The organism is Novosphingobium sp. BL-S-19, from assembly GCF_055521675.1.
Genome location: NZ_CM145497.1, coordinates 391,237 through 417,254, shown reverse-complemented (window position 1 = coordinate 417,254; position 26,018 = coordinate 391,237). Strand labels below are relative to the sequence as shown.

Sequence of the window (26,018 nt, the reverse complement as noted above, 5' to 3'; positions counted from 1 at the left end):
GACGTTTCTCTAGCATGTCTGCGGCCGGTGAAAAGCGCAGGCTTGCACACAGTCCCCCGTCTCCGCGATCGGTTTATGGTAGCGCAATCATTTTCGATCGCCTAGACAGCGGCAATTGGGAAAACGAAGAGGATGAGATGAGGCGTATTCACCGCGTATTGCAGACCGTTGCCCTGGCATCGTGCGCCACTGTCGCACTGGCCCAGGCGGAGGCTCCCCGTACCGCGCCCGCCCCTACCCCCGTCCACCCCGAACGCTGGCCGGCTGCGAAAAGCCCCGGCCTTGTCGATGCCAAGACCGAAGCGCGCATCACCGCAATCATCGCGCGGATGAGCCTGCGCGAAAAGGTCGGCCAGATGATCCAGGCCGATACCGCATCGATCAAGCCGGAAGACCTGAAGGAATACCCGCTCGGTTCGATTCTGGCCGGCGGCAATTCGCCGCCGATCGGCGCGCCCGATCGTTCGCCCGCCTCGGCCTGGGTCGCCACCTCGCGCGCGTTCAATGCCGTCGCGCTGGAAAAGCGTGCCCAGCATGAGCCGATCCCGATCATGTTCGGCATTGATGCCGTGCACGGCAACAGCAATGTCGTGGGCGCCACGCTGTTCCCGCACAACAGCGCGCTGGGCGCGATGCACGATCCGGCGCTGATGCAGGAAATCGGCAAGGCCACCGCCGCCGAAACCGCTGCTTCCGGCATCGACTGGGCGTTCGGCCCGACCCTCGCCGTGCCGCAGGACGACCGCTGGGGCCGTGCCTACGAAGGCTATTCGGAAGACCCTGCCGTGGTCGCCGCTTATGCCGGCAAGATGGTCGAAGGCCTGCAGGGCACGCCGGGCACGCAGACGACGGTTCAGGCCGGCCGCGTCGCCGCCAGCGTCAAGCACTTCCTGGGCGACGGCGGCACGCATGACGGTATCGACCAGGGCGACACCCGCGTCGACGAGGATACGCTGATCCGCATTCATGACGCCGGCTATCCCGCCGCCGTCAATGCCGGAACGATGACGGTCATGGCCTCGTTCTCCAGCTGGAATGGCACCAAGATGCACGGCAACAAGGCCCTGCTGACCGATGTGCTGAAGGGCCGCATGGGCTTCGACGGCTTCGTGGTGGGGGACTGGAACGGCCACGGCCAGATCCCGGGCTGCACCAACACCGATTGCCCGGCGACGTTCAACGCCGGGCTCGACATGGCGATGGCGCCGGATAGCTGGAAGGGCCTGTTCGATTCGACGCTGGCCGCCGCCAAGGCCGGCACGATTCCGATGAGCCGCATCGATGATGCCGTGCGCCGCATCCTGCGCGTGAAGATGAAGCTGGGCCTGTTCGATGCCGCGCGCCCGTTCGAGAACAAGCCGCAGGAAATGGGCTCCGCCGCGCACCGCGCCATCGGCCGTCAGGCCGTGCGGGAAAGCCTCGTGCTGCTGAAGAACGAAGGCGTGCTGCCGATCAAGACCAGCGCCACCGTGCTCGTCGCCGGTGACGCGGCGGACGACATCGGCCGCCAGTCCGGCGGGTGGACGCTGTCGTGGCAGGGCGATGGCAATACCAATGCCGATTTCCCCGGCGCCACCTCGATCTACGCGGGCATTACCGATGCGCTGAAGGCGGGCGGCGGCAAGGCCGTGCTCTCACCCGACGGCAGCTTCACCGCCAAGCCCGATGTCGCCATCGTCGTCTTCGGTGAAGAACCCTATGCAGAGCTGCGCGGCGATATCCGCACGCTGGAATTCCAGCCGGGTAACAAGAAGTCGCTCGCGCTGCTGAAGAAGCTGAAGGCGGCGGGCATTCCCACCGTCTCGGTCTTCCTTTCGGGCCGCCCGCTCTGGGTCAATCCGGAACTCAACGCTTCGGACGCGTTCGTCGCCGCCTGGTTCCCCGGCTCGGAAGGCAATGGCGTTGCCGACGTGCTGATCGGCGGCAAGACCGATTTCCACGGCACCCTCTCCTTCTCCTGGCCCAAGACCGCCGCGCAGTTCACGCTCAACAAGGAGCAGCCCGGCTACGACCCGCTGTTCCCGCTGGGTTACGGCCTGACTTATGCGAAGGGCGCCCACGTCGCCGCGCAGAGCGAGGAAGCCGGCATCGATGCCAGCGCCTTCAACTCCAGCGTTTTCGTCGCCGCCGGCATCGTCGCCAAGCCGTTCCGGCTTGAGACTGGCGCCGCTGTCAGCCAAAAGCTGGTCGACAGCGCCAACCGTCAGGAAGGTGCGATCCAGTTGGCGTTCTCCGGCACCGGCAAGGCCTCGATTCTCGGCCCCAATCTGACGCTGGAGCGGGAGGCGAATGCCGACATGAACGTGGAAGTGCTCTACCGCGTGGACAAGGCGGCAAGCGGCCCGGTGACGCTGGCGCTCGGTTCGGGCGCGGTGCGGATCGACAAGGCCGTGGCGCAGCCCGGCAAGTGGGCATCGCTGCGCATTCCGCTGAAGTGCTTTGGCAACCACGGCACGTACCTTGGCGGCATCAGCCAGCCCTTCACGCTGGCCGCCGACGCGCCCTTCACGATCACCATTTCCGACATGCGCCTCGCCACCGATCCGGCCGGCGCGGTTTGCCCTGAGTAAAGAAGGAACAGCCGCTGTGAGCGACAAGACCTCAACCTCGCGCCGCGCCCTGCTCGGCGGAATCGCCGCTGCCGGAATGGCTGCCGCGGTATCTTCGGGCAAGGCCGTGGCCGGGCCGACCGCGATTTCCTATTCGGGCCCCTCGATCCCGCTCTGGCCGGGCAAGGCGCCGGGCGCTCCCGCAAAGCTGCCGGTTCGCAAGATGCAGCAGCAGAGCAAGGACGCCGCCTTTGACGATCGCTGGATCACCGGCATCGCCGCGCCAAGCCTGGAAGTGCGCCAGCCCGCCTATCGCGATGGATCGGCCGTGATCCTGCTGCCGGGCGGCGGCTACGGCTTCCTTGCGTGGGACAATGAGGGCGAGGAACAGGCCCGCTGGCTGACCGCGCGCGGCGTCACCTGCTTCATCCTGTCCTACCGCCTGCCGGGCGAAGGCTGGGCCAATCGCGAAACGGTGCCGCTGCAAGACGCGCAGCGCGCAGTGCGCCTCGTCCGCTCGCGCGCGGCCGAGTTCGGGATCGATCCCAAGCGCGTCGCCGTGTTGGGCTTTTCGGCCGGCGGCCATCTCGCCGGATCGATCGCCACGCGTTTTGACGAGAAAGTCTACACGCCCGTCGACAAGGCCGACACGCTTTCCGCCCGGCCCGACCTTGCCGGCCTGATCTATCCGGTGGTCAGCCTGTCGCAGCCCTTCACCCACGGCGGATCGCGCGACAGCCTGCTGGGCGAAGGCGCCAGCGAGGCGCTGCGCCAGGCCGGGTCGGTCGAAAACCGCGTGACCGCCGATACACCGCCGGTGTTCCTCACTGCATCGAGCGACGACGGCCTCGTGCCGATCGGCAACAGCATTGCGATGTACTCCGCCATGCTGGCAAAGGAGCGGCCGGTGGAATTCCACGGCTTCGACAAGGGCGGCCACGGTTTCGGCGCGCGTCTGCCGGACAGCGTTCCCGCCCATGCCTGGCCGGACTTGTTCCACGCTTATGGCAAGCGCCACGGCGTGTTCTCCGCGTGAAGAAATGGGCCCTGCTCTTGCCCGCCGCCGCTCTGCTGATCGGCGCGGGCGAGCCGCAGCATTACCAGTCCAGTCCCGAGCGCTGCACGGTGCAGGACACGCGCGACTGGGGGCCGTGGGCGGGGCCATTCCGCGAGAAGCTGGTGCCCTCGATGATGCAGGATTTCGGTGAGCGTTATCTCTACGCGCCCGCCAATGCTGCACTGCCTGCCCCCGCGAAGGATGAGCAGCGCGTCGTCTTCCTGGGCGATTCGATCACCGACATGTGGGATCTTCGCCAGTACTTCCCCGGCAAACCCTATGTGAATCGCGGCATCGGCAGCCAGGTGACGGCGCAAATGCTGGTGCGTTTCCAGCAGGACGTCGTCGCTCTGAAACCCCGCGCTGTGGTAATTCTGGGCGGCGTCAACGACGTTTCCGGCTTCCTGCAGATGGAGAGCGAGGACGGCATCGTCTCGAACATAGAGGCCATGGCCGACATCGCGGAGAGGCATGGCATCAAGGTGGTGCTCTGCTCGATTCTGCCGGTAACGAACACGCCCAGCGCCGATTATGTGGTGAAGGAACGCAAGCCCGAAGAACTGCGCCGCATCAACGCCAAGCTGGAATCGCTGGCCAAGGCCCGCGGCTATGCTTTCGCCAATTACTACCCGGCACTCGCCGGCGCTGACGGGCTGATGGACCAGTCTTTCACCCATGATGGCGTGCATCCGCTCGCCGCCGGTTACGCGCGTATGGCGCCAATCGTGCAGGCAGCAATCGCACAGACGCTGCGCAGCAAAAACCGCTGATTTGCTGCAACTATCGCAGCATCGACGGACATAGTGACGCAAAATCGTCACAGTTTATCGTGAGATGTTAGCGGTCAACAAATAGCGTGTTGCGCGTCTATTACTCCGATGTTAGGTAGCGCCGATATGGGCACGGCTATGCCATAAAGAATCGCCGCAGCCTGAGTGTAATGTGAAGTGATAGCGCTATCATATTGTTGCAGCGCAATATCACGTGGGACCGGAGGGGACACAGAATGGCGTTTTTCACACAGATTCGTCGCGGCTTCGCGACCCTGGACAGCCGTAGCGCCAGCCGCACCGCGCTGGGCTTGGGCGTTTCCGCAACTGCGCTGATCGCCTGCGCAGTGCCGACCGCAGCATGGGCGCAGGATGAAGCCGCTCAGGCACCCAGCGCCGCCGAAGCCGACGCCATCGTCGTCACCGGCCGCCGCGCCGCCATGCAGACGGCAGACGATCGCAAGAAGAATGCGATCTCGATCGTCGATTCGGTCGTGGCCGACGACGCCGGCAAGCTGCCCGACAACTCGATCACCGAAGTTCTCCAGCGCGTTCCGGGCGTTACCATCGTCCGCTTCCAGTCGCTGAACGATCCCGACCACTTCTCGGCCGAAGGTTCGGGCATCCAGCTGCGCGGCCTTTCCGGCGTTGCCTCGCGCCTCAACGGCCGTGACATCTTCAGCGCCAACGGCGGCCGTTCGCTGCAGTTCAGCGACGTCACCCCCGAACTGATGCAGGCTGTCGACGTCTACAAGTCGTCCACCGCCGACCAGATCGAAGGCGGCACCGGCGGTTCGGTCGACCTGCGCACCAAGCTGCCGTTCGACTATGGCTACGGCCTGCACTTCGCCGGCAGCAGCGACATCAGCATGGGCGATCTTTCGCAGAAGACGGACTATTCCGCTTCGGGCCTGGTCGCCGGCAAGTTCAACACCGGCATCGGCGACATCGGCTTCGTGTTCGACTACGCGCACAGCCAGCTGTCGACCAAGTCGCAGTTCGTGCGCATGGAAGAGTTCTACCGGACCAACATCCAGGGGAACGACTACTTCATTCCGGGCGGCTACACCTACGGTGAAGAAAACTACCAGCGTAAGCGCGACGGTATCTACGGCGCGATCCAGTGGGCACCCACGTCCGACCTGACGCTGACCGGCATCTACTTCCAGTCGAAGTACAGCAACACCGACACCGAATACGGCTCGTTCGTCACCTCGCAGAGCCTCGCTGTCGATCCGTCGCAGAGCGTGTTCGACGACAACGGCGGCCTGATCTCGTCGCCGGCGGTATTCCAGCGCGACCCCGTAACGGGCCTCGCCACCGGTGCACCGATTTCCAGCGGCGGCACTTCCGCGTTCTGGGAAGGCAAGAACAAGACCGAGGATATCTCGGGCTCGCTGCACTGGACGCCGGCCAGCCTGCCGATCACGTTCGATGCTTCGTACCAGCACACCAAGTCGACCGCGTCGGTGGACCGTATCTCGGTGTTCCGCACCGTCAACTTCCCGACCAGCTACGGCCTCGATCTCGGCGGCAGCCTGCCCCAGATCTCGGTGCCGGCCGGCACGCAGGCCGCGCTGCTCGATCCTGCCAACTACGCCTGGCAGGCGGTCATGCCGCACAACAACGACAACTCGGGCAAGATGGACTCCGCTCAGGGTGATCTGACCTGGGATGTCGGCGAAGGCTTCTTCAAGTCGGTGAAGGTCGGCGGCCGCTGGTCGAAGCGCACCGAGCGCGATCTGGACAATGGCTATGCATGGTCGGCGCTGGGTCAGGGCTGGAACGGTTCGCCGGTCGTGTCGTTCGCCGATAGCCGTGCGGGCGACTATGAAAAGCACGCCTTCAGCAACTTCTTCCGCGGTGATGTTCAGCTTCCGGGAACCCAGTACTTCCCGTCGCAGCAGTTCATCCAGAACACCAGCGTACAGGGCTTCTTCGACCTTTACGGCGGTTCGCCGGGCCGTACGCCGGGCTTCATCCTGCCGGGCGACCAGACCGACTACACCACCAAGAATCTGGCCGGCTATGCCATGGTCAACTTCGGCACCAATTGGGGCGAATCGTCGCTGACCGGTAACGCCGGCGTGCGCGTCGTTAACATCAAGAACGCCAGCACCGGTTATTTCCAGCAGACGTCGACCCAGTTCACGCGCGACGGTCAGGTCTACACTCTGGCCAACACCGCCGAAATTCGTGACGATGGCGCCGAATACACGCGCGTCCTGCCGGCCGTGAACCTTACGTATGCGCCGATCAGCACGCTGCAGGTTCGTGCCGCCTACAACATCACGATGGACAACGCATCGTTCTACGACCTGCGCGCATCGGGCACGCTGGGCGTGAACACGCTTTCCGGCTCCGGCGGCAACGGCGCACCCGATACCTTCGCCAACTACACCACGACCAGCGGCGACCCCACGCTCAAGCCGACGATGTCGAACAACTTCGACCTTTCGGTGGAATGGTATCCCAAGCCGGGCACCACCCTGCACGTCGCGGGCTTCTACAAGCGCATCAAGGACCTTGTCGTCTTTGGCGCCGCGCAGCGTCAGATTACCGTCCAGTTCGCGGACGGAACCTCGGAACAGGCGCTGGCTACCACCAACGATGCGCACACGTCCGACGAGACCGCGACGGTCAAGGGCGTCGAAATCGGCGGCCGAACCTTCTTCGACCAGCTTCCGGGCTGGCTCGCCGGGATCGGTGTGGAAGCGAACTACACCTACATCCAGAGCAAGAACCCGGGCGACCTGTACTTCGACATCGACGGCGTGAAGCGCAACGACGTGCCGCTGAAGGGTCTTTCGAAGCACAACCTGAACGCCGCGTTCCTGTATGAAAAGGATCCGTTCTCGCTGCGCATCGCCTATAGCTGGCGTTCGAAGTACCTGCAGTCCACCACGGCAAGCGGTACGAACAACACCTATACGTACTACGATGCGAACGGCGTGGGCACCAGCATCGCCACCAACCTGCCGGTCTATGGCGCAAGCTATGGCACGCTGGATGCGGGCCTGACGCTGCGCGTGAACGAGCACCTCAACGTCCAGCTTCAGGCGCAGAACATCCTGAACGCGACGCAGAAGACGCTGATGGGCGGCAACCCCGGCGGCGTGCTCTACGGCCGCAGCTGGTTCCAGAGCGATCGTCGTTACCGAATGGGCGTCAACGTCACGTTCTGATAAGATAAGTCGGGCGGGCCAAATGGTCCGCCCGATCCACATTGGGGAGAGTGTGGCACAATGGATGCCAAGACGAAGCGCGTTCTCGTGGTGGGTGGCGGCACGGCCGGTTGGCTGACCGCGGGCTATCTGGCGAAGATACTGGGCGCGGACCTTCCGGGCGGGGCGCAGATCACCCTCGTCGAATCTCCCGAAATCGGCATCATCGGCGTGGGCGAAGGCACCTTCCCCACCATCCGCCGCACCCTGGAACGGATCGGCGTTCCCGAAAAGGAACTGCTCCGCCGCTGCGAGGCGACCTTCAAGCAAGGCGTGAAGTTCGTCGACTGGCTGCATCCGGCCGGGCATGGCGGGCCGAACAACTATCTCCACGGCTTCCAGGAAGCGGACGACCGCAATGGCGGGCCGGAATACCTTCCCTACTGGCTGCTGGGCGAAGCCGGCGACATGCCGTGGGACGAGGCCAGCACCCCGCAAAAGCGCACCGTAGACGCCCTGCGCGGGCCGAAACTGGCATCGCACCCCGAATATGCCGGTGTGCTGAACTACGCGTTCCATTTCGATGCCGCCGCGCTGGCCGAATTGCTGCGGGACCAGAGCGTTGCCAATGGCGTGGTGCACATTCCCGACACCGTGCAGGAAGTGCTCTGCAGCGAAGACGGCGCGATTGCAGGGGTCCGCACCCAGAAGAACGGCGTGCTGGAGGCTGATCTCTACATCGACTGTACCGGTTTTCGGGCCGAACTGATCGGCAAGGCACTGGGCCAGAAGTGGAAGAGCTGCACTGATGTGCTGTTCTGCGACAGTGCCATTGCCGCGCAAGTGCCTTACGACGCCCCGGAAACACCGATCCAGTCCTGCACGCTGTCTACCGCGCGCGATGCCGGCTGGATCTGGGATATCGGGCTGCAGACCCGTCGCGGGACCGGCTATGTCTATTCATCCGCCCATTGCGATGCCGAAGAGGCGGAGCGCACCTTGCGCCGCTATCTTGGCGCGCAGGGCGAAACGGCGACGACGCGCCGCTTGCAGTTCAACGCCGGCTACCGCGAAGTGAACTGGTACAAGAACTGCGTGGCCGTGGGCCTTTCCAGCGGCTTTTTCGAGCCGCTTGAGGCCACCGGCATCGTCTTTTCGGAAATCGCTGCCGGCGCCATCGCCAACCTGTTCCCGTGGGCCGGCGACTACGAAACCTCCGCCCGTCAGTTCAATGCGGTGATGCTGGAACGGTACGAGCGGGCGCGCGACTTCCTGAAGATGCACTACAGCCTGACCCGGCGCACCGATACGCCGTTCTGGCTCGACAACGTGCGACCGGAAACGATTCCGGACAGCCTGATGGAACTGCTCGATCGCTGGCGCCATCGCCCGCCGAACGAGAAGGACTTCAACCCGAACATCGACATTTTCCCCGCCACAAGCTGGCAGTGCGTGCTCTACGGCATGGGCTGGAAGACGGACTTGTCGGCGAAATCCGGCGTGATGCGCCTGCGTTCCGAAGCGCGTGAGGCTTTCGAGCAAGTACGGCGACAAAGCGCCTATGCGGTGGAAAACCTACCGGAAAACCGCGAACTCCTGCGCCAGATGCTCGCCCCCAATGCAGGATCGACGATCAAGGCCTTTGCCGGCGTAAGAGCCTGACGGTGTAAGGGCGGCGCGCCCGTTTTGAAAAATGCCCGCAGGGGCATTTTTGAAGCGGCACCGGCCCACTCCCCCACCCGACCACCCAACGATTGTACCCTAGTGGGTGGTCGGGTGGGGGAGTGGGCCGGTGCCGCTAAATTCGCGTTTCGCGAATTTTCAAACAGATCTCAAAGCTTGGCCTGGATGCCCACGAAGATGCGCTGGCCGGGGTAATACAGTTCCAGCGGCATGTCCTTGTTGATGTAGGTCTTCGAGTATTCCTTGCCGATGTTCAGCATCTCGAAGAAGACGTCGAAGTGGTACTTCGGGAAGCGCAAGGTGATCTTGCCGTCCAGATAGCCCTCACCCTTGCGGTAGATCGGGTTGTTGCCGTTGTTGGCGTCGCTGACCACATCCAGCCACTTCGATCGGTAGTTGTAGCTGAGGCGCGCGTTCAGGAAGCCCTTGTCGTAGAACACGCTGCCGTTCCAGGTATAGGTTGAAAGGCCCGGATATTCCTTCAGTTCCTGGTTCGTCGCGCCGTTGGTCAGGTTGGTGCGGATCGCGCGGGCATAAGTGAAGTTGGCCGATCCACCGAAACCGTCCAACGGCTTTGGCAGGAAGGTGAAGGCCGTCTGCGCGCTGGCTTCGATACCGTCGAGCAGCGCGCCGCTGCCGTTGACGGGCTGGCGGACGGTATAAGTGATGCCGTCGTGGAACAGGTCCACGCCGCTGCGCACGACATTGCCGATGACGAAGCTGGATTCGTACTTCTTGTAGTAGCCCAGGCTCAGCATCGTGTCCGGGTTGGGATACCAGGCCAGGTTCACTTCCCACTGATCCGCGCGGTAGGGCTTCAGGTCCGGGTTGCCGGCGGTGCAGGTATCGTCCGCGCCGGAAATCGTCTGGTCGTCCACGCAGTTGATGTTGGGCACCAGATCGGTCGGCTTCGGTCGCGCCAGGTTCTTCGCATAGTTGGCGCGGAAGTAGAGGTTCGGCTGCAGTTCCAGGTTGGCGTTGAAGGCCGGCAGGAAGTCCGTGTAGCTGTTGGAAATCCGCGCTTCCTGCGCCGCCAGCACCACCGTTTCGGTGCCGCCCGTCGCGTTGAAGCGGGTTACGCGGCTGACGTTGGTGCCAAGGCCGGTGTCCTTTGTGTGCGTCCAGCGCAGGCCGGCGTTGCCGGTCAGGTTCATGCCGAAGATCTGGGTATCGATGTCCAGCATCGCATAGCCGGCCAGCACGGTTTCGTCGATCTTGGCGCTGGGGATCTGCGGATAGCCATCGGCTTCACGCACAAGATCGTGATCGAAGCCTGACAGGTCGTAGATCTGCGAGAGGATGTCGGAATTGAAGTTCGGAAAGGCCAATCGGCTCGGGATGCCGGAGGGCGCATTCTTCAGCCCGGAATAGAGCGGCGCGCCGCCCGTCACCCCGCCCAGTGAGGAGATCAGCGAGGCATATTGCGCGGGCGTGATGTAATACGTGTTGCCATTGCGCGCGACGGCCGGGTTGTTCTGAATCTGCGTGGTGTAGGAGACGTTGGCGCTGGACTGGTAGGTCATCGTCGCCGGATCGATCAACATCGAACCGCCGCCGAGATAGTTCAGGAACTTCTGCTTGCGCGCCTGCGCGCCGAACTCGATCTTGCTGACGATCGGGTGATCGATCTCCCAATCCGCATCGAACTTCAGCTGGTCTTCGGTGTTGTTGTACTCCGCCGGGCGATACTGGATCGTCGGCCCGTAGATCGGCAGGACTTGCCCGTTGGCGCCCGTGCGCGTGGCATCGGCATAGACGTTGGGATCGGCGGGGTCGAAGTCCGACGGGAACTGGAAGACCGGGATCCCCTGCGCATTGTTGCGATCGATGGTGATGCCGGCAACGCTGGTGCCCAGCGAGATCAGGTTGGTCTGGGAATCGGTGTGCGCCTTGGCGTGCGATCCCATGAAATCGATGTGCAGGCGATTGAGATCCCAGCGGAATCCGCCGGAAAAATACTTGGAATCCTGATCGTAGCTGAAGTCGCGCCGCTGCACGCCGATGATATTCGCGGCCCCTCCCCAATTCGGAACGGCGGCCGTGCCGAGGTTTACGGCATTCTGCGCCGTGGTCACGCTGGTGACGACATGGTTGGCATTCACCGTCGAGGTACCGAGCGCCACCTGTTGCCGCGAAGTGCCACCACCCGCTCCCGCCGCAAGTTGCGGATCGAGATTGAAGCGCTGGATCGTGCCCAGATCGACCGAGTAGTTGATGTCCTGCAGATTCTGGTTGCGCTTGTTGATCTGCGCATTGGCATAGGCACGGAAGTTGGGCGCAACCTGATATTGCAGCGTCAGGTCGCCAGAGATGCGCTTGTCGTCACGCACGAGGTTGCGATAGCGCGGTGCCTTGGGCGCCCAGTCGAAGAACTGGGTTTCGCAGGCAAGGCGGTTGGCAGTGGCCTTCGCGGTGGTGGCGCCGCCCACTCCGGCGCAGCTTTCATAGGTGTCGTAGGCGTCATAGAGCGGATCGGCGACGGTCTTCTCGGTCGAATGGTCGAAGTCGGCCATGCGCGACCAATTGGTGTTGCTGACGTAGTCCTGTCGCGTGTTCACGTCACTGTAGGTGCCGTTGAACAATACGCCCAGCCCGTCGATCAGGAACCGCGGCGTGCCCGCGAAGAACGAGACGCGCGGCCGCCAGGTCTGCGTGGTATCAAGGTGCTGGCCGGAGACGGTGGCGGACAGGATCGGCTTCATCAGGTCCAGCGGCTTGCGCGTTTCCACGCGCACGGTGCCGCCGATGCCGCCTTCGGTCAGATCGACCGCATAGCCCTTGTAGACGTCGATCGACTTGACGAGTTCGGTCGCCAGTTCGCGGAAATCGCCCGAACGGTCGCCCAGCGCGCTGACCTGGCTGACGCCGTTGATCTCCACGCGGTTGAGGTCCGGCTCCACGCCGCGGATCGAGACTTTCACGCCCTCGCCAAAGTCGCGGCTGAGCTGCACGCCGGTGATGCGGGCCAGGGATTCGCCGATGTTCTTGTCCGGGAAGCTGGCAATGTCATCGGCCACGATGGAATCGACGACGGTCTTGGCATCGCGCTTGCGGTTGATCGCCGATTGCAGCGAGGCGCGGGTGCCGACGACGACGATGTCGTTCGCCGTGGTGATCGCCCTTTCGACGGTCTTCTGATCGGGCGCCTGATCGGATGCGGAAATGGACTGGGGATCGGCCGCGTTATCGCCGGTATTTGTCTGAGCAATGGCCGGCATCGAAACCGTCAACGCGGCGGCGAATGCCAATACGGAAGCGCTGCGAAGCATGCGCGAGTCAAACCGATTTGTGTGAAAATTGCACGCAACTTCAGCGTTATGAGCCTGCATAGCCTTTCCCCTCAATCCCCTGACGACCTCGCATTTCCGGTTTTCCGGTGACGGATCGAATCAGTTTCTAGACGGACACTTATTGAACCGATATGTGGGATGCAATGCTATAATTTGGACCGACATGGTTCAAAATCAGGAGGATGTTCCAAATGGCGGCACAAATCCGCGCTCTGGCCCTGATCGTGGGGCTGCTTTCTTCATCGTCGGCACTGGCGGCACCCACGCCGGTCCGCAGCGCCGCAGAACGGCTAGATCGGGGTGCGGTCGTCGTGCCTGCCAAGGGCGGGGGAATGCTCGTGAATTGGCGGTTTCTGGCCAGCGATCCGAAGGCCGCGCGCTTCCGCGTGCTGCGCGATGGCAAGCCGGTCCATGTCACCAAGACGGGCGAAGCGACCACCTTTGTGGACGCACAGGGCACGCCCACAAGCGCCTACGCAGTGGAACGCATTGGCGACCGTGCCGGTCCGCAGCGTGCCATGATGTGGGACAAGGGCTATCTCTCGATCCCGCTGACCCCGCCCGCCGATGGCGTCACGCCGGCCGGGGAGGCCTATTCCTACACCGCTAACGATGCCAGCGCGGGCGATCTGGATGGTGACGGGCAGTACGAAATCGTGCTGAAGTGGGATCCCACCAACAGCCACGACAATGCGCACACCGGCTATACCGGCAACGTCTTCCTCGACGCCTATCGGCTGGACGGCACCCGGCTCTGGCGCATCGATCTGGGCCGCAACATTCGCGCCGGGGCACATTACACGCAGTTCCTCGTCTTCGACTTCGATGGGGACGGGCGCGCCGAAGTGGCGATGAAAACCGGCGACGGCACGGTGGATGGCATGGGCAAAGTCATCGGCGATCAGAATGCCGACTGGCGCAGCAGCGGCGGCGAAGTGCCGCAGCGGGACCGCACCGGCGCCAAAGTCCTGCCGGACGGCACCAAGGTCGCGCCGATGCAGGGCCGCATCGTCAAAGGGCCGGAATACCTGACGGTGTTCGAAGGACTGACCGGCAAGGCGCTCGCCACCGCGCCTTACGATCCCCCGCGCTATCCCGGCGGCAACCCTACGCCCGAACAGCTGACCGCATCGTGGGGCGATGGCTATGCCAACCGGTCCGACCGCTTCCTGGCCGGTGTCGCCTATCTCGACGGGCAGCTTCCCAGCATGGTCTTCGGGCGCGGCTATTACGCGCGCACCGCGATCGCCGCGTGGGACTGGCGGGGCGGCAAGCTGACCCAGCGCTGGCTGTTCGACAGTTCGGCACCCGGCAACGCCGACTATGCCGGGCGCGGAAACCACCAGCTTTCCGTCGCCGATGTCGACGGAGATGGCCGTGACGAAGTGATCTACGGATCGATGGCGGTGGACGACAACGGCAAGGGCCTCTGGACCCAGCCGCTGTTCCATGGGGACACCATGCATGTGGGCGATCTGGACCCGGCGCGGCCGGGCCTCGAAAAGTTCGGCGTGTTCGAGGATATTCGCCAGAACGGCGGCCTCGGTTCGGCCCTGCTCGATGCCCGCACCGGCGAAGTTCTCTGGTCGAAACCGGCGGAGGAAGACACCGGGCGCGGCCTGTCCGCCGATATCGACCCGCGCCACTACGGCGAAGAGTTCTGGGGTGCCAACTCCGATCGCCTGTTCGATACCAAGGGCCAGCCGATCGGCCCGCATCCGCGCCAGACCAATTTCGCGATCTGGTGGGACGGCGACCTGCAGCGCGAACTGCTGGACGGCACGACGATCTCCAAGTGGGATTGGGAGCACGGTGTGGCGACACCGCTGCTGGCGCCGGAGGGGCTGGCCTCCAACAACGGCACCAAGGCGACGCCCACGCTTCAGGCGGACCTGATCGGCGACTGGCGAGAGGAAGTGATCTGGCGCAGTGCCGACAACCGCGAACTGCGCATCTACACCACCCCCTATCCGACCTCCCATCGCTTCGTCACGCTGATGCAGGATCCCGTCTATCGGGCCGGCGTGGCATGGCAGAACACCGCCTATAATCAGCCCCCGCACACCGGCTTCTACCTTGGCGCGCCGCCGCCGAAGGTGAAGTGAGGGAATGTCGTCCCGCTAATCAGACCCACAATTAACTCCGTCGCCCCGCGAAGGCGGGGATGACGGAATGACCTGGCAAACAAGGGCTAAACGATCGTCTTACGACGCTCGTACCCATTGATCGCCAGCCCCAGCGGGATCAGGCCAAGCGCCAATGCGGCCAGCAGTCCGAACGCCAGCCACCAACCCTCCGCCCCGCCCTGCAGCCAGCCGATCAGCACGGGGCCGAGCGCGGCGAAGCAATAGCCCGCGCTTTGTACTTTCGTCGAAATCCGGCGGTTTTCGTCCACGGAGCGGGCGAACTTCATGATCATCATGAAGAGCAGCACGAACGTGCCACCATGGGCGATGCTGCCGATCGGTGCCCAGAGCATCCACTGCGCGGGGGCCGCGACGATCCATAGCGGCGTCACCGTCCAGACCACGCCCATCAGCACCAGCAACCAGCCCAGCGACACTCGCCGCGCCAGTACCGGAATCCCCAGCGATCCGGTCAGCGAGAGGATCTGGAAGGCCGAGGCGACAATGCCTGCCTGGGTGCCGCTCATCCCGCCTGCCCTGGTCAGGAACGTCGGCAACCACGCGGTCAGCCCGTAATAGGCGAAGATATGGATCGCGAAGGCGGCGACCATCAGCCAGACGAGCGCGGATGGCATCGTATCTGTCGGTGCGCTTGCCGTTCGCGCCTCCGCACCCACAGATGCGTCTGCCTTTTCGGGCCTCTGGCTATCGATCAACCACCGCGACGCGAGCGCGAGCAGCGCCAGCCAGACCCACCCGGCCAGCGCGATCTGCCAGCCGCCCCAGGCCGCGACCGGCGCAGTGAAAGCCAGCGTCAGCATCGCGCCCAGATTGAGCGAGACCGTGTAAAGCCCCGTCACCGCATTCACATTGCGCTGGAAATCGCGCGCAATCAGCATGAGCGAGACGATGTTTCCCATCGCGATGCACATGCCGATCACCAGCGTCCCGGCGAACATGCCGACGAGCCCTGCGTAAGGGCGGATCACCGTGGCCAGTGCAACGCCGATCAGCACCGCGCGGATCGATCGGTCGATCCCCCAGCGCGCGATCAGCGGGGACAGCAGCGGCGGCAGCAGGCCGAAGCAGAGCACCGGAATGCTGGTGAGCAGCCCCGCTCCCACGCTGCCAAGACCCAGACTGGCGCGGATTTCGCCCAGAACCGGCTGGATCGCGGTCAACGGGCTGCGCAGATTGCAGCCCAGAACGATCAAGGCAAAGAGCGGCAACCAGAGCGACAAGCGCAGTGGCAACGAACGCCGCGACGCTGGCGCGCCGGGCTCCTGCATTCGCGAAAGAGGCATTGCGTGGGGATGGCCTCCCGAAGCGCGATTGGCAATCCTCCAAAGCCGTGAACCGCTTTGATGTCGCAATGCTGCGACACACTTTTTCTTGTCTGACTAGTTGACGATCAAATCCACATGATGAAATACCATCCCACATAAGATACCCGTTCGGGAAGGGAGAGAGCATGAGCAAGCTGGTCTGGAGCCGCCGCGAGATGTTGGCCCAAAGTCTGGCAACATCCGCCGTCGTCGGTTCCATGGCGCTCACGGCTGGGCGCGCCGATGCTGCTCCCGGTCCCGCGAAGGAGCCCTTGGGGTCCGGAATTGCGCCGGGCGATGACGTGGTCTGGCTCGACGGCAATGCCCCTTCCGCACATGAAGGCCAGTCATGGGGCCAGCCCTGGCCGCGCGGCACCCGGCTCGACAAGCGCGGCTACGTTCTCGAAGGCGCAGGCAGTGGGCGGGAGGCAGTGCAGACCTGGCCAATGGCCTGGTGGCCGGACGGCTCGATCAAGTGGACCGGACACGCCTCCGCCGCCAATGGCGCCCGCGCTGGTTCGCTGCGCGTCGTTCCCGGCACGGCCAAACCGGCGCAGACGCTCTTCGTGCGCGAGGCGGGCGATGCGATTACCGTCACCGTGGGCCAGACCGTCTGGACAGTGGGCCGCTCGGGCGAAGCGCTGATCCGCTCGGCGCGGGTGGGTGCGAACGAAGTGCTGCAATCGGTGCGCCTGCTCGCCAGCGCGCAGGACCGCCCCGATGACGAGGACGGCACACCCGCGCTGGCTCGCTGGACCAGTGCCGTCGAAACCGCCACGGTCGAGCAGAACGGCCCGATCCGCGCGGTCATCAAGCTCGATGGGCGCCATCGCGGTGAGGCAGGCGACTGGATGCCCTTCTCCGTCCGCCTCTACTTCCACGCCGGGTCGGACAGTGTGCGGCTGGTGCATTCGATGATCTTCGATGGCGATCCCGCCAAGCGCTTCATTCGCGGGCTGGGCCTCGAAGGCGCGGTGCCGATGCGCGACAAGTTGCATGATCGCCATGTCCGCTTCGCGGGCGAGAATGGCGGCCTTTGGGGCGAGGCCGTGCGTCCGCTGACCGGCCTGCGCCGCGATCCGGGCAAGGCCTTCCGCGATGCGCAAGTGGCGGGCGCGACGACACCCCGGCTCGACCAGATGGGCGCGGCGGTGCGCCAGAACATCGAATACATTCCCGCATGGGGCGATTTCCGCCTGCGCCAGCCCAATTCGGACGGCTTTTCCATCGTCAAGCGCACCAAGCCGGGCTGCGGCTGGATCGATGTCGATACGGCAGGGCGGGCGCCGGGGCTTGGCTATATCGGCGGTCCTTCCGGCGGCGTCGCCTTCGGGATGCACGACTTCTGGCAGCGCTGCCCGGTCGGTCTGGACATCGCCGACGCGGCCAGCGACACGGCGCGCTTCACCGTCTGGTATCATGCCCCCGATGCCCCGGCGATGGACCTGCGCTTCTATCACGATGTGATGGGCATGGAGAGTTTCGAGGCGCAGAACCTTGGCCTGGACGTGACTTACGAGGACTACGAACCGGGCTGGGGCGATGCCTCCGGGATCGCGCGCACCACCGAATTCCGCATCTGGGCCCTGCCCGCCACGCCGCCACGCGAACGTCTGGCCGAGATGGGCCAGGGCCTTGCCACGCCGCCGCGTCTGGTCGCCAATGTCGCGCGGGTCCATGCGGCCGGGCTGTTCGGTCCGTGGAGCCCGATCGCCGCCGGCGGGCCTCTGCGGGGCAAGATCGAGGCGCGGGCGAAGCAGGAACTCGATTTCTACATCGGGCAAGTGGACCAGCGCCGCTGGTACGGCTTCTGGAACTACGGCGACGTCATGCACAGCTATGACAACGACCGGCACGTCTGGCGCTACGACATCGGCGGCTTCGCCTGGGACAACAGCGAACTCTCGACCGACATGTGGCTCTGGTACGGCTTCCTGCGCACGGGCCGCGCCGACGTGTTCCGCCTGGCGGAAGCGATGACACGCCACACCGGGGAGGTGGACGTCTATCACGCCGGCCGCTTCAAGGGCCTGGGCACGCGCCACGGCGTGCAGCACTGGGCGGACAGTTCGAAACAGCCGCGCATCTCCAACGCCGCCTATCGCCGGTTCTACTACTACCTCACCACCGATGAGCGCTGCGGCGACCTGATGCGTGGTCTGGTAGACAGCGACCATGCGCTGAAGACGGTCGATATCGGCCGCAAGGTCATGCACCGCGCCGATGCCAGCAAGCCGCCTGCCGGAACCGGCGCGGTCGTGGCCGACCAGCCGCTGCCCGATGGCCAGATCTTCATGCAGTTCGGCACCGTCTGGGGATCGCTACTGGGCGCATGGCTGACCGAGTGGGAGCGCACGCGCGACACCAAATGGCGCGACCGCATCGTTGCCGGAATGCGCTCCATCGCGGCCTTGCCCAAGGGCTGGCTGGCAGGCGGCGCGGCATTCGACCTCGCCACGGGCCGCTTTGTCGGCGGCGGGAACGAGGTGAACATGAGCCACCTCAACGGCGTGTTCGGCGTGTTCGAGATCACTGCCGAACTGCTGGAACTGCTGGACGAGCCAGCGTTCCGCAAGACCTGGCTCGAATACTGCGAACTCTACAACGCGCCGGAGGCAGAGTTCCGTGCGCGCACCGGGGCATCGGGCAAGGGCCGTGCGCTGACGCAGGCGCATTCGCGCTACACCGCCTATGCCGGGGTGCAACTCGGCAAGCCGGAACTGGTGAAGCGCGCCTGGGGCGAATTCTTTGGCGCGGGCGACCGCGAAGGGCGCGACCAGTCGCGCGGCGCGCGCAAGGTTACGGGCGCTGCGGTACTCAAGCCGGTGGACGAGATCGCCGAAGTCTCCACCAACGATGCCGCACAGTGGGGCATCGCCGCGACCGTGAACCTGACGCTGATCGGGGATGCGCTGGAGTGAAGCGTCTCGCCGCCACCCTTATGCTCATGCTGCTGCCGGCGGCGGCACCCCCGCAAACGGACGATTTCCGCCACGGCCTGTCGCACTGGCGCGTCGAGGCGGAAGCGCCCTCGCGCGTCACCGTAGAGGACGGCGTGATGGACATCGATGCGCCGGAAGGGCTCTCGGTCTGGTGGGGCGAGGAACTCACCGGACCCGTCGCCATCGAGTACGAGGTCATGGCCGTGTCGGCCGGTAGGCCGAACGATGCGGTCAGCGACGTCAACGCCTTCTGGATGGCCACCGACCCCGCCGCACCGGACGGATCGCCCCTCGCCCGGCCTCGCAGCGGGGCTTTCGCGGCCTATGACACGCTCAAGACCTACTACGTCGGCATCGGCGGCAATCGCAACACCACCACGCGAATGCGCCGCTATGTCAGTGAACCGGGCAACCGTCCGCTGCTGCCCGAGCATGACAGGGCGGATCCGGCGGCGCTGCTCGTGGCCAATCGCTGGGTGCCGGTGCGGCTTGCCGCCGATGGCGCGACGGTGACGGTAGACTTCGGCGGCAAGCGGCTTTTCACGATGACCGATGCTGCGCCCTATCGCCGGGGTTGGTTCGCCTTGCGCACCACCAAGAGCCACTTGCGCATCCGCAATTTCCGGATCGTTCCGCTCGGCCCCAAGCGCTGAGGCGCTACGGTGGCTGTCACTCAGATCAGACCAACGCGATCCTCCCCCCTCGGGGGAGGGGGACCGCCCGAAGGGTGGTGGAGGGGGGTAGCGCAGCGCTGCCCAAAGCCCCCTCCGTCAGCGCTACGCGCTGCCACCTCCCCCGAGGGGGGAGGAGACTTAAGTTCCTCACGCCCCGTCGGAAGGAATCCGCAACCCGTGCCGCGCCGCGAAGCGGGCAAAGCGCGTCAGCCACAACCCGGCCCGGCCATCCGGCTCGAACAGCGGCGCGCCATGGCCACCCTTCTCGATCACGTAAAGTTCGGACGGAATCTTCGCCGCGCGGCATCCCTCGAACATCGCAAGGCTGTTGCCGCAATCGACCACGGTATCGTCCGCCGCATGGCCCAGCAGGATCGGCGGCGTCGCGGCGGGCACATCGAGTTGAAGCGAATAGCGCCGCGACAGGTCCTCGCTCGGGTTCGCCCCCAGCAGTTCGCTGCGCGACTGGGCATGGGCGAGCGGCGGCATCATGCTGACCACCGGGAAGAACATCCCGGCCACCATCGGCCGCGCGTCCAGCCCATCAGCGGAGTCTACCGGATCGTAGACTTTGGCCGCAAAGCGCGTGGCGATGCTGCCGCACAAGTGGCCGCCCGCCGAAAAACCGATGGTCGCCACATTGGCCGGATCGACGCGCCACTTCGCGGCATTGGCGCGAATTACCCGCATGGCACGCTGGGCATCCTGCAGGGGCGTGTCCGGCCCGCCGGTCCAGCCGTCATGCGGCAGGCGATAGAGCAGTTCGAAGGCGGTCACCCCCTGCCCGGCAAACCAGCGCGAGATTGCGGACGGCTTGGTGCCCATGGCCACGCGTGCATAGCCGCCGCCGGGAAACATCAGCACGGCCGCTCCAGTGGGCTTGGCCGCCGGGCACACTGTCAGCATCGGCGTGGCGACATGCGGCCAGGCGAAATCGTCAGGATTGTTCTTGTTGGAGCGCAGCACGCGCTCCTCCTTCACGCCGCCCTTGGGCAGCCCCGGCGGCGATCCCGGCCAGATCGGGAAACGCTCGACCATACCCGCCCCCGCACTGTCACCGCCTTGCGCCAGCGCGCGGGTGGACAGCAGCGGCACTGCGGCCAGCGCGCTCAGCGAACCCAGAAATTGACGGCGATCACTCGACATATTGCACTCTCCCCGAAAGGTCATTCTATGCATTGGAACATGTTGAAAATCATTCGGACTTTGCCGCAACGGGAGGCTTTCGCATGATCGCCGCCTCGCTGCTCCTGCTCGCCGCCGCGACCGCTCCGGCCGCCGACGTGGCGCCGAAACCGCTGTTCCGCGATCCGGTGCACGATGGCGCCGCCGATCCCACCACGGTCTACGATCCGGCCGCCCGCGAATGGGTGATGTTCTACACCAACCGCCGCGCCGACCTGCCGATGGAGGACGAGAAGGACGTGCGCTGGGTCCACGGCACCGCGATCGGCACCGCGCGCTCGAAGGACGGCGTGCACTGGCGCTATGGCGGCACGGCGACGATCCCGGCAAGCTGCACGGGCGAAACGCTGTGGGCACCGGATATCGAGCGTTTCAATGGCCAGTGGCATATGTGGCTGACGGTCGTGCCCGGCGTGTTCCGCGACTGGAACGCCCCGCGCTTCATCGTTCACCTCACCAGCCGCGATCTGAAGTCCTGGACTTGCGGCGACCGCCTCGACCTCGGTTCGGACCGGGTGATCGACGCCAGCGTGATCGCGCTGCCGAAGGGCGGCTATCGCCTGTTCTTCAATGACGAGCGCATGGGCAAGGCGATCCGCACGGCGGACAGCGCCGATCTGGTCCACTGGACGGTGAAGGACCGCCTCACCACCACGCCGGGCGAAGGTCCCAAGGCCTTCCGCTGGAAGGGCCGCTGGTGGCTGGTTTCCGACGCGTGGAAGGGCCTGCTCGTCATGCGTTCCGATGATGGCGAGCACTGGACCACCCAACCCGGCCACATCCTCGCCACGCCCGGACAGGCACCGACCGACCGCGCCAAGGGCCAGCATCCCGACGTGATCGTTTCTGGGACACGCGCCTATATCGTCTACTTCGTGCATCAGGGCGGCGAGGACGAAGCGAAGGCGAACCCCGACTGGAACCGCCGCAGCGTGCTCCAGATCGCGGAACTGAAGGAGAAGGACGGGGTGATTACCGTAGACCGCGACAGCCCCACCCATGTCCGGCTGACGCCGCCGAAGGAGACGCGGCGATGAGCCTGCTGCTCGATCGCCGCGCGCTCTGCCTCGGCGCTACGGCGCTGGCAGGCTGCGCCACTACGCGCATTACCCCGTCCGAGCCGGAAGGCCCCCTGCTTTTCGCCTATTTCAGCACCGGAAAGGGCGAGGCGGACGGGCTGAAACTCGCGGTGAGCGAGGACGGTTTCACCTTCCGCTCGCTCGGTGGCGGCAAGCCTTTCCTCGTGCCACAGGTCGGTGAGAAGAAGCTGCTGCGCGATCCCTTTCTCTGGCGCGGCGAAGGGCCGGACGCGCCGTGGCACTGCGTCTGGACCACGGCATGGCAGGGCGTGACGATCGGCCACGCCACCACGCGCGATTTCGTGAACTGGACACCCCAGCGCGCGATCCCGGTCATGGCGTCGGTGCACGGCACCCGAAACTGCTGGGCGCCCGAGGCGATCTTCGATCCCGCCACACGCCGCACGGTGATCTTCTGGTCCAGCACGGTGGAAGGGCGCTTCCCCGAAACCGCCGGGACCTCCGAAGGCGGCTACAACCACCGGCTCTGGTACACCACGACTGCCGATTTCGAGAGTTTCACCCCGCCGCAAGTGCTCTACGACCCCGGCTTCAGCGTGATCGACGGCACATTCGCCCATGCCCCGGACGGCGGCCTCTGGCTGGTGGTGAAGGACGAGACGGTCACCTCGCCGCGCAAGTGGCTGCGCGCGGCCTCCGCGCGCGGACCGCTGGGGCCCTTCGCGCCGCTGGGCGAGCCCTTCACGCCCTCCTGGGTGGAAGGGCCGATGACGACGCGGATCGGCGACGACCTCGTCTGTTACTACGACGTTTATCGCGATGGCCGCTGGGGCGCCAAATCCACGCGCGACATGGTGACATGGCAGGACGTCAGCGACCGTCTCGCCATGCCGCAGGGCGCGCGCCACGGATCGCTTGTGCGGATCGATCGCAAGCTCCTCGCTGCTCTGGAATCCTGAAAAAGCGGCTCCCGGATGGAGGATCCGGGAGCCGCCAGTGCCGGCGCGGGAGGGCCCCGCCGGGATCTGCAAAATCAGAACTTCACGTTCACGCCTGCCGAGATCGTCCGGCCGACGCGGGTCTGGAACAGCGTGTCCTGCCGCTGGCTGTCGGTGTAGAGGCTGTTCTGCTCATCGGTGAGGTTGGTGCCCTCAAGGATCAGCTTCACATTGTCCGTCAGGTTGTACGAGGCCGAGGCATCGACGTACGTCGTCGCATGGTTGCCCACCAGATCGCTGCCCGGCGACGCCGGGATGCCGCGAATGAACGGCCCGCGATAGTTGATCGTGCCGCGGATCGAGAACTTGTTGTTCTCCCAATAAAGCGTGCCCGATGCCGTGTCCTTAGACAGGCCGACCAGATCGTCCTTGGCCGTCACCGTGCAGACCCCGCCCGAGCTGGAGAGGCAGTAGGTGATCTTCGACATGACGTGCGTGTAGTTCGCCAGCACACCGAAGTGGCTGAGGAAACCGGACATGAAGTTGAACGGGATCTGCGCGTTGAGCTCGACGCCCTTCAGCGGGCCGCCCGGCGTATTGGTGGGCGTGGCGATGTTGAACAGTTCGTCCGGCGTCGTGTTGCTGCCGATCAGCAGTTCATTCGGCAGGCCCAACGAGCTGTACGGCACCAGCGAGTTCACGTTCTGAACGTAAGTCTTGATGTCCTTGTAGAAGAACGCGGCCGACAGCAGCGCGCCGGGGCGGAAGTACCATTCGACGGCGGCATCGAAGGTATTGGCGCGGATCGGTTCGAGCAGCGGGTTGCCCAGCGAGCCGGAGCGCGTGACGGCATTGATCGCCACCGTCGGCGCCAGCAGCGTCAGCGCCGGGCGCGACATGACCTTGGCGGCGGACAGGCGCAGCAGCAGGTTGCGGACGGGTTCGATCACCACGTTGGCGGAAGGCAGCCAGTCGTCATAACTGCGCGAAACCGCGCGGAACTGGCCGGTCAGACCGGTGGGCGAGGTGGCGTCAGACAGGTTGATGAAACCGGTGGAACGCTGCCAGGTGTGGATATAGCGCACGCCCACATCGCCGCGCAGGCCGAAGCCCACCGCGTCCGAGAAATCGAACGTGCCCATCAGATAGGCGCTCGATTCCTCTTCCTTGACGCCCGGATTGGTCTCTCCGCAGCCGGTGCAGGTGCGCGCATCGAACAGGTTGTAGGTGTCCGCCAGCTTCTGCCAGTCGAGGCTGGCCCAGCTGGACGGCGCGCCATGGCCCCAGAGGCTGTCCACCCCGGTGATCTGCGTCGTCAGATCCGACAGGGCGACACCGGACGGCAGGGCCTGAACCAGCGTATCGGCGGTGTAGTAGGTGGTAAAACGCTGCTTGAAGTCGCTCGACCGGTACTGCGCGCCGGCATGGACCTTGAACGCATCCGACACTTCGTAATGCGCGTTCCATTCGGCCAGCACGCCCTTGGTGGTGTTGCTGGCCGGCTTGCCCTGAAGGCTGAAACCGCCGGTGACGACGCCCGCACCCGGCGTCGGGCCGTAAAGGAAGTTGTTCGGATCGGAGACGTCGAAGCCGAAGCCCAGCACCGGCGTACGCCCGCCGCCCGTGTAGTCGATGGAGAAGTTGTCCGTATCCAGCGCATCCATGAAGTACTGCATGCGGATCTTGTCTTTCCAGACCGACTCGTTGAGGCCGACCTTGGCATCGACCGTCAGCCGGTCGTTGAACCGGTGCATGAAGTTCAGGTTCGCTTGCTTGAACGTGGTCGAATACTTGGAATGCAGGCCTTCCGAACGCACATCCACGCCATCCAGCAGCGCATAGTCCACCGAGCCGAGGTCGGACAGTTGCACGTCCTTCAGCGACATCATCGGAAAGCCCTGGTTCGACGCAGAGCGGCCGAACGAGATGGCTTCGATGTAGTTGTCGTCACGCGTCACGTTGAAGCGCGAATAGAGCAGGTCCAGCGAGATATCGGTGTCATCGTCGGGCTTATATTGCAGCGTCAGGGTGCCGCCGATGCGTTCCTGCGTCTGTTCGGAATTGATGTAGCGCGGGATGCGCGGGAAGAAGGCGCCGCTGCCGGGCGTGTTCGGCATGTCATCGCGGCGGGCGTCATAGACGGTCTGATAGGCCGCCGGATCGCTGGTGCGCGGGTTGCCGGTGGAGCAGTTCGTCGCGCTGGCGCCGGTCGAGGCGCTGTTCGCCGGGTTCTGCGGCGTCACGCCCAGCGGCGAGCAGAACATGCCGTTCTGGTTTGCGGAAAGAATGTCCACCGCCGAATAGCCCACTTCGCGTGTGTGCCGCTTCTGGTAGGCGATGGAGCCGAGCACGCCGAAGCCGCTGTCCCCGAACTGCTTGGATACCAGCGCCGAGGCGCGCGGATCGACTTGCTTCGAAAGTTCGTTCCAAACGCCGCGGCCGGTGGCCGAAAATACGAACGGCTTTGCGGAATCGAACGGCTTGGGCGCGGTAAGGTCCACCGTCGCGCCCAGCGAGCCTTCCTCCACATCGGCCGACGGCGTCTTGCGCACGGTCAGGGCCGAGAAGATCTCGGTCGGGAACACGTTGAAGTCAAAGCTGCGGCCGTTGTTGCCGGCGCCGTAGATGTCCGAACCGCCAGTCTGCGCGGCGGCTTCCATGCCGTTGATGCGCACGCGGGTGAAATCAGCGCCCAGACCGCGCACGGAGATGTTCTTGCCCTCTCCCCCGTCACCGCGCTGTAGCGCCACGCCGGGGATGCGCTGCATCGATTCCGCAAGGTTGGAATCGGGGAACTTGCCAAGGTCTTCCGCCTTGATGGTGTCGATCGCGGCGGTCTGATCGCGCTTGTCCGCCAGCGCTGCGTTCAGCGAGGCGCGGAAGCCGGTGACGATGATATCCTCGGCGCTGGGCGGTGTGTCCGTACCGGCGTTAGCCTGCGGCGCGGCGGCATCCTGCGCGAAAGCAGGGAGAGAAACCGACATCAACGCGGCAACAGCCAGCGCCGGAGCCGAAACGCGGCTGCGCATGATGGTTTTGAAGGACGCCCTTCCCATTATCTCACTCCCGTTATCGTTCTTTAACTTGTCCCATTATGTGGGATTAGGTTTTACGATATATGACGTTTTCGCTCAAATCCAGTCAAAATCGCTTCCAAACGATCCTTACCCCTTATTTCCACGCAGGCCGGGAACGGCTCGCCGCCGGAAAGCGGGCGCTGTGCGGATTGACTTTCAATGCTCCCGATATATGCGATCATAAACCGTCATATGGGA

The 26,018-nt window shown here is 64.8% G+C and carries 14 protein-coding genes; 10 read left to right on the top strand and 4 right to left on the bottom strand.

Annotation, left to right across the window (positions count from 1 at the left end; translation table 11 throughout):
• Positions 1–137: 137 nt before the first annotated feature.
• From ACZ1JV_RS01785 to ACZ1JV_RS01765, 5 genes are all read left to right on the top strand, one after another.
• Positions 138–2,570: a glycoside hydrolase family 3 protein gene (locus ACZ1JV_RS01785; protein ID WP_465149357.1), complete on the top strand. Its 2,433-nt coding sequence runs from the start codon at positions 138–140 to the stop codon at positions 2,568–2,570.
• 76 nt (positions 2,571–2,646) lie between these two features.
• A complete protein-coding gene (locus ACZ1JV_RS01780) occupies positions 2,647–3,585 on the top strand; it encodes an alpha/beta hydrolase (RefSeq protein WP_465149760.1) in 939 nt (312 codons plus the stop codon).
• The gene (locus tag ACZ1JV_RS01775; protein ID WP_465149356.1) at positions 3,582–4,376 is read left to right on the top strand and encodes a GDSL-type esterase/lipase family protein; all 795 of its coding nucleotides are present in this window, start codon (positions 3,582–3,584) and stop codon (positions 4,374–4,376) included. The genes ACZ1JV_RS01780 and ACZ1JV_RS01775 overlap by 4 nt, the downstream gene beginning before the upstream one ends.
• Positions 4,377–4,612: 236 nt before the next feature.
• On the top strand, positions 4,613–7,561 hold the full coding sequence (locus tag ACZ1JV_RS01770) for a TonB-dependent receptor (protein ID WP_465149355.1): 2,949 nt from the start codon (positions 4,613–4,615) through the stop codon (positions 7,559–7,561).
• A 60-nt stretch (positions 7,562–7,621) separates the two neighbouring features.
• The gene (locus tag ACZ1JV_RS01765) at positions 7,622–9,202 is read left to right on the top strand and encodes a tryptophan halogenase family protein (RefSeq protein WP_465149354.1); all 1,581 of its coding nucleotides are present in this window, start codon (positions 7,622–7,624) and stop codon (positions 9,200–9,202) included.
• Positions 9,203–9,372: 170 nt separating this feature from the next.
• Here ACZ1JV_RS01765 and ACZ1JV_RS01760 read toward each other — a convergent pair whose 3' ends face one another.
• Positions 9,373–12,492: a TonB-dependent receptor gene (locus ACZ1JV_RS01760; protein ID WP_465149353.1), complete on the bottom strand. Its 3,120-nt coding sequence runs from the start codon at positions 12,490–12,492 to the stop codon at positions 9,373–9,375.
• A 212-nt stretch (positions 12,493–12,704) separates the two neighbouring features.
• Between ACZ1JV_RS01760 and ACZ1JV_RS01755 the strand changes: the two genes are divergently transcribed.
• Positions 12,705–14,618: a rhamnogalacturonan lyase gene (locus ACZ1JV_RS01755; protein WP_465149352.1), complete on the top strand. Its 1,914-nt coding sequence runs from the start codon at positions 12,705–12,707 to the stop codon at positions 14,616–14,618.
• A gap of 86 nt (positions 14,619–14,704) precedes the next feature.
• On the opposite strand, the gene ACZ1JV_RS01750 is transcribed toward ACZ1JV_RS01755, so the two are convergent.
• Complete coding sequence (locus ACZ1JV_RS01750) at positions 14,705–15,892, bottom strand: MFS transporter (RefSeq protein WP_465149351.1); 1,188 nt, start codon at positions 15,890–15,892, stop codon at positions 14,705–14,707.
• 218 nt (positions 15,893–16,110) lie between these two features.
• Here ACZ1JV_RS01750 and ACZ1JV_RS01745 point away from each other — a divergent pair, with 218 nt between their 5' ends.
• Together ACZ1JV_RS01745 and ACZ1JV_RS01740 are read left to right on the top strand one after the other, a co-directional pair.
• Positions 16,111–18,885, top strand: coding sequence for an exo-rhamnogalacturonan lyase family protein (locus ACZ1JV_RS01745; protein WP_465149350.1), 2,775 nt, complete (start codon positions 16,111–16,113; stop codon positions 18,883–18,885).
• Positions 18,882–19,559 (top strand): DUF6250 domain-containing protein, encoded by a 678-nt coding sequence (locus tag ACZ1JV_RS01740; RefSeq protein WP_465149349.1) that lies wholly within the window; start codon positions 18,882–18,884, stop codon positions 19,557–19,559. The genes ACZ1JV_RS01745 and ACZ1JV_RS01740 overlap by 4 nt, the downstream gene beginning before the upstream one ends.
• Positions 19,560–19,727: 168 nt before the next feature.
• On the opposite strand, the gene ACZ1JV_RS01735 is transcribed toward ACZ1JV_RS01740, so the two are convergent.
• Positions 19,728–20,726: an alpha/beta hydrolase gene (locus ACZ1JV_RS01735; RefSeq protein ID WP_465149348.1), complete on the bottom strand. Its 999-nt coding sequence runs from the start codon at positions 20,724–20,726 to the stop codon at positions 19,728–19,730.
• Positions 20,727–20,809: 83 nt separating this feature from the next.
• Between ACZ1JV_RS01735 and ACZ1JV_RS01730 the strand changes: the two genes are divergently transcribed.
• Together ACZ1JV_RS01730 and ACZ1JV_RS01725 are read left to right on the top strand one after the other, a co-directional pair.
• A complete protein-coding gene (locus ACZ1JV_RS01730) occupies positions 20,810–21,802 on the top strand; it encodes a family 43 glycosylhydrolase (protein ID WP_465149347.1) in 993 nt (330 codons plus the stop codon).
• On the top strand, positions 21,799–22,764 hold the full coding sequence (locus ACZ1JV_RS01725; RefSeq protein WP_465149346.1) for a glycoside hydrolase family 43 protein: 966 nt from the start codon (positions 21,799–21,801) through the stop codon (positions 22,762–22,764). Before ACZ1JV_RS01730 ends, ACZ1JV_RS01725 begins: the two co-directional genes overlap by 4 nt.
• A gap of 74 nt (positions 22,765–22,838) precedes the next feature.
• Here the strand turns inward: ACZ1JV_RS01725 and ACZ1JV_RS01720 are convergent, their stop codons facing one another.
• On the bottom strand, positions 22,839–25,799 hold the full coding sequence (locus tag ACZ1JV_RS01720; RefSeq protein ID WP_465149345.1) for a TonB-dependent receptor: 2,961 nt from the start codon (positions 25,797–25,799) through the stop codon (positions 22,839–22,841).
• Positions 25,800–26,018 lie beyond the last annotated feature (219 nt).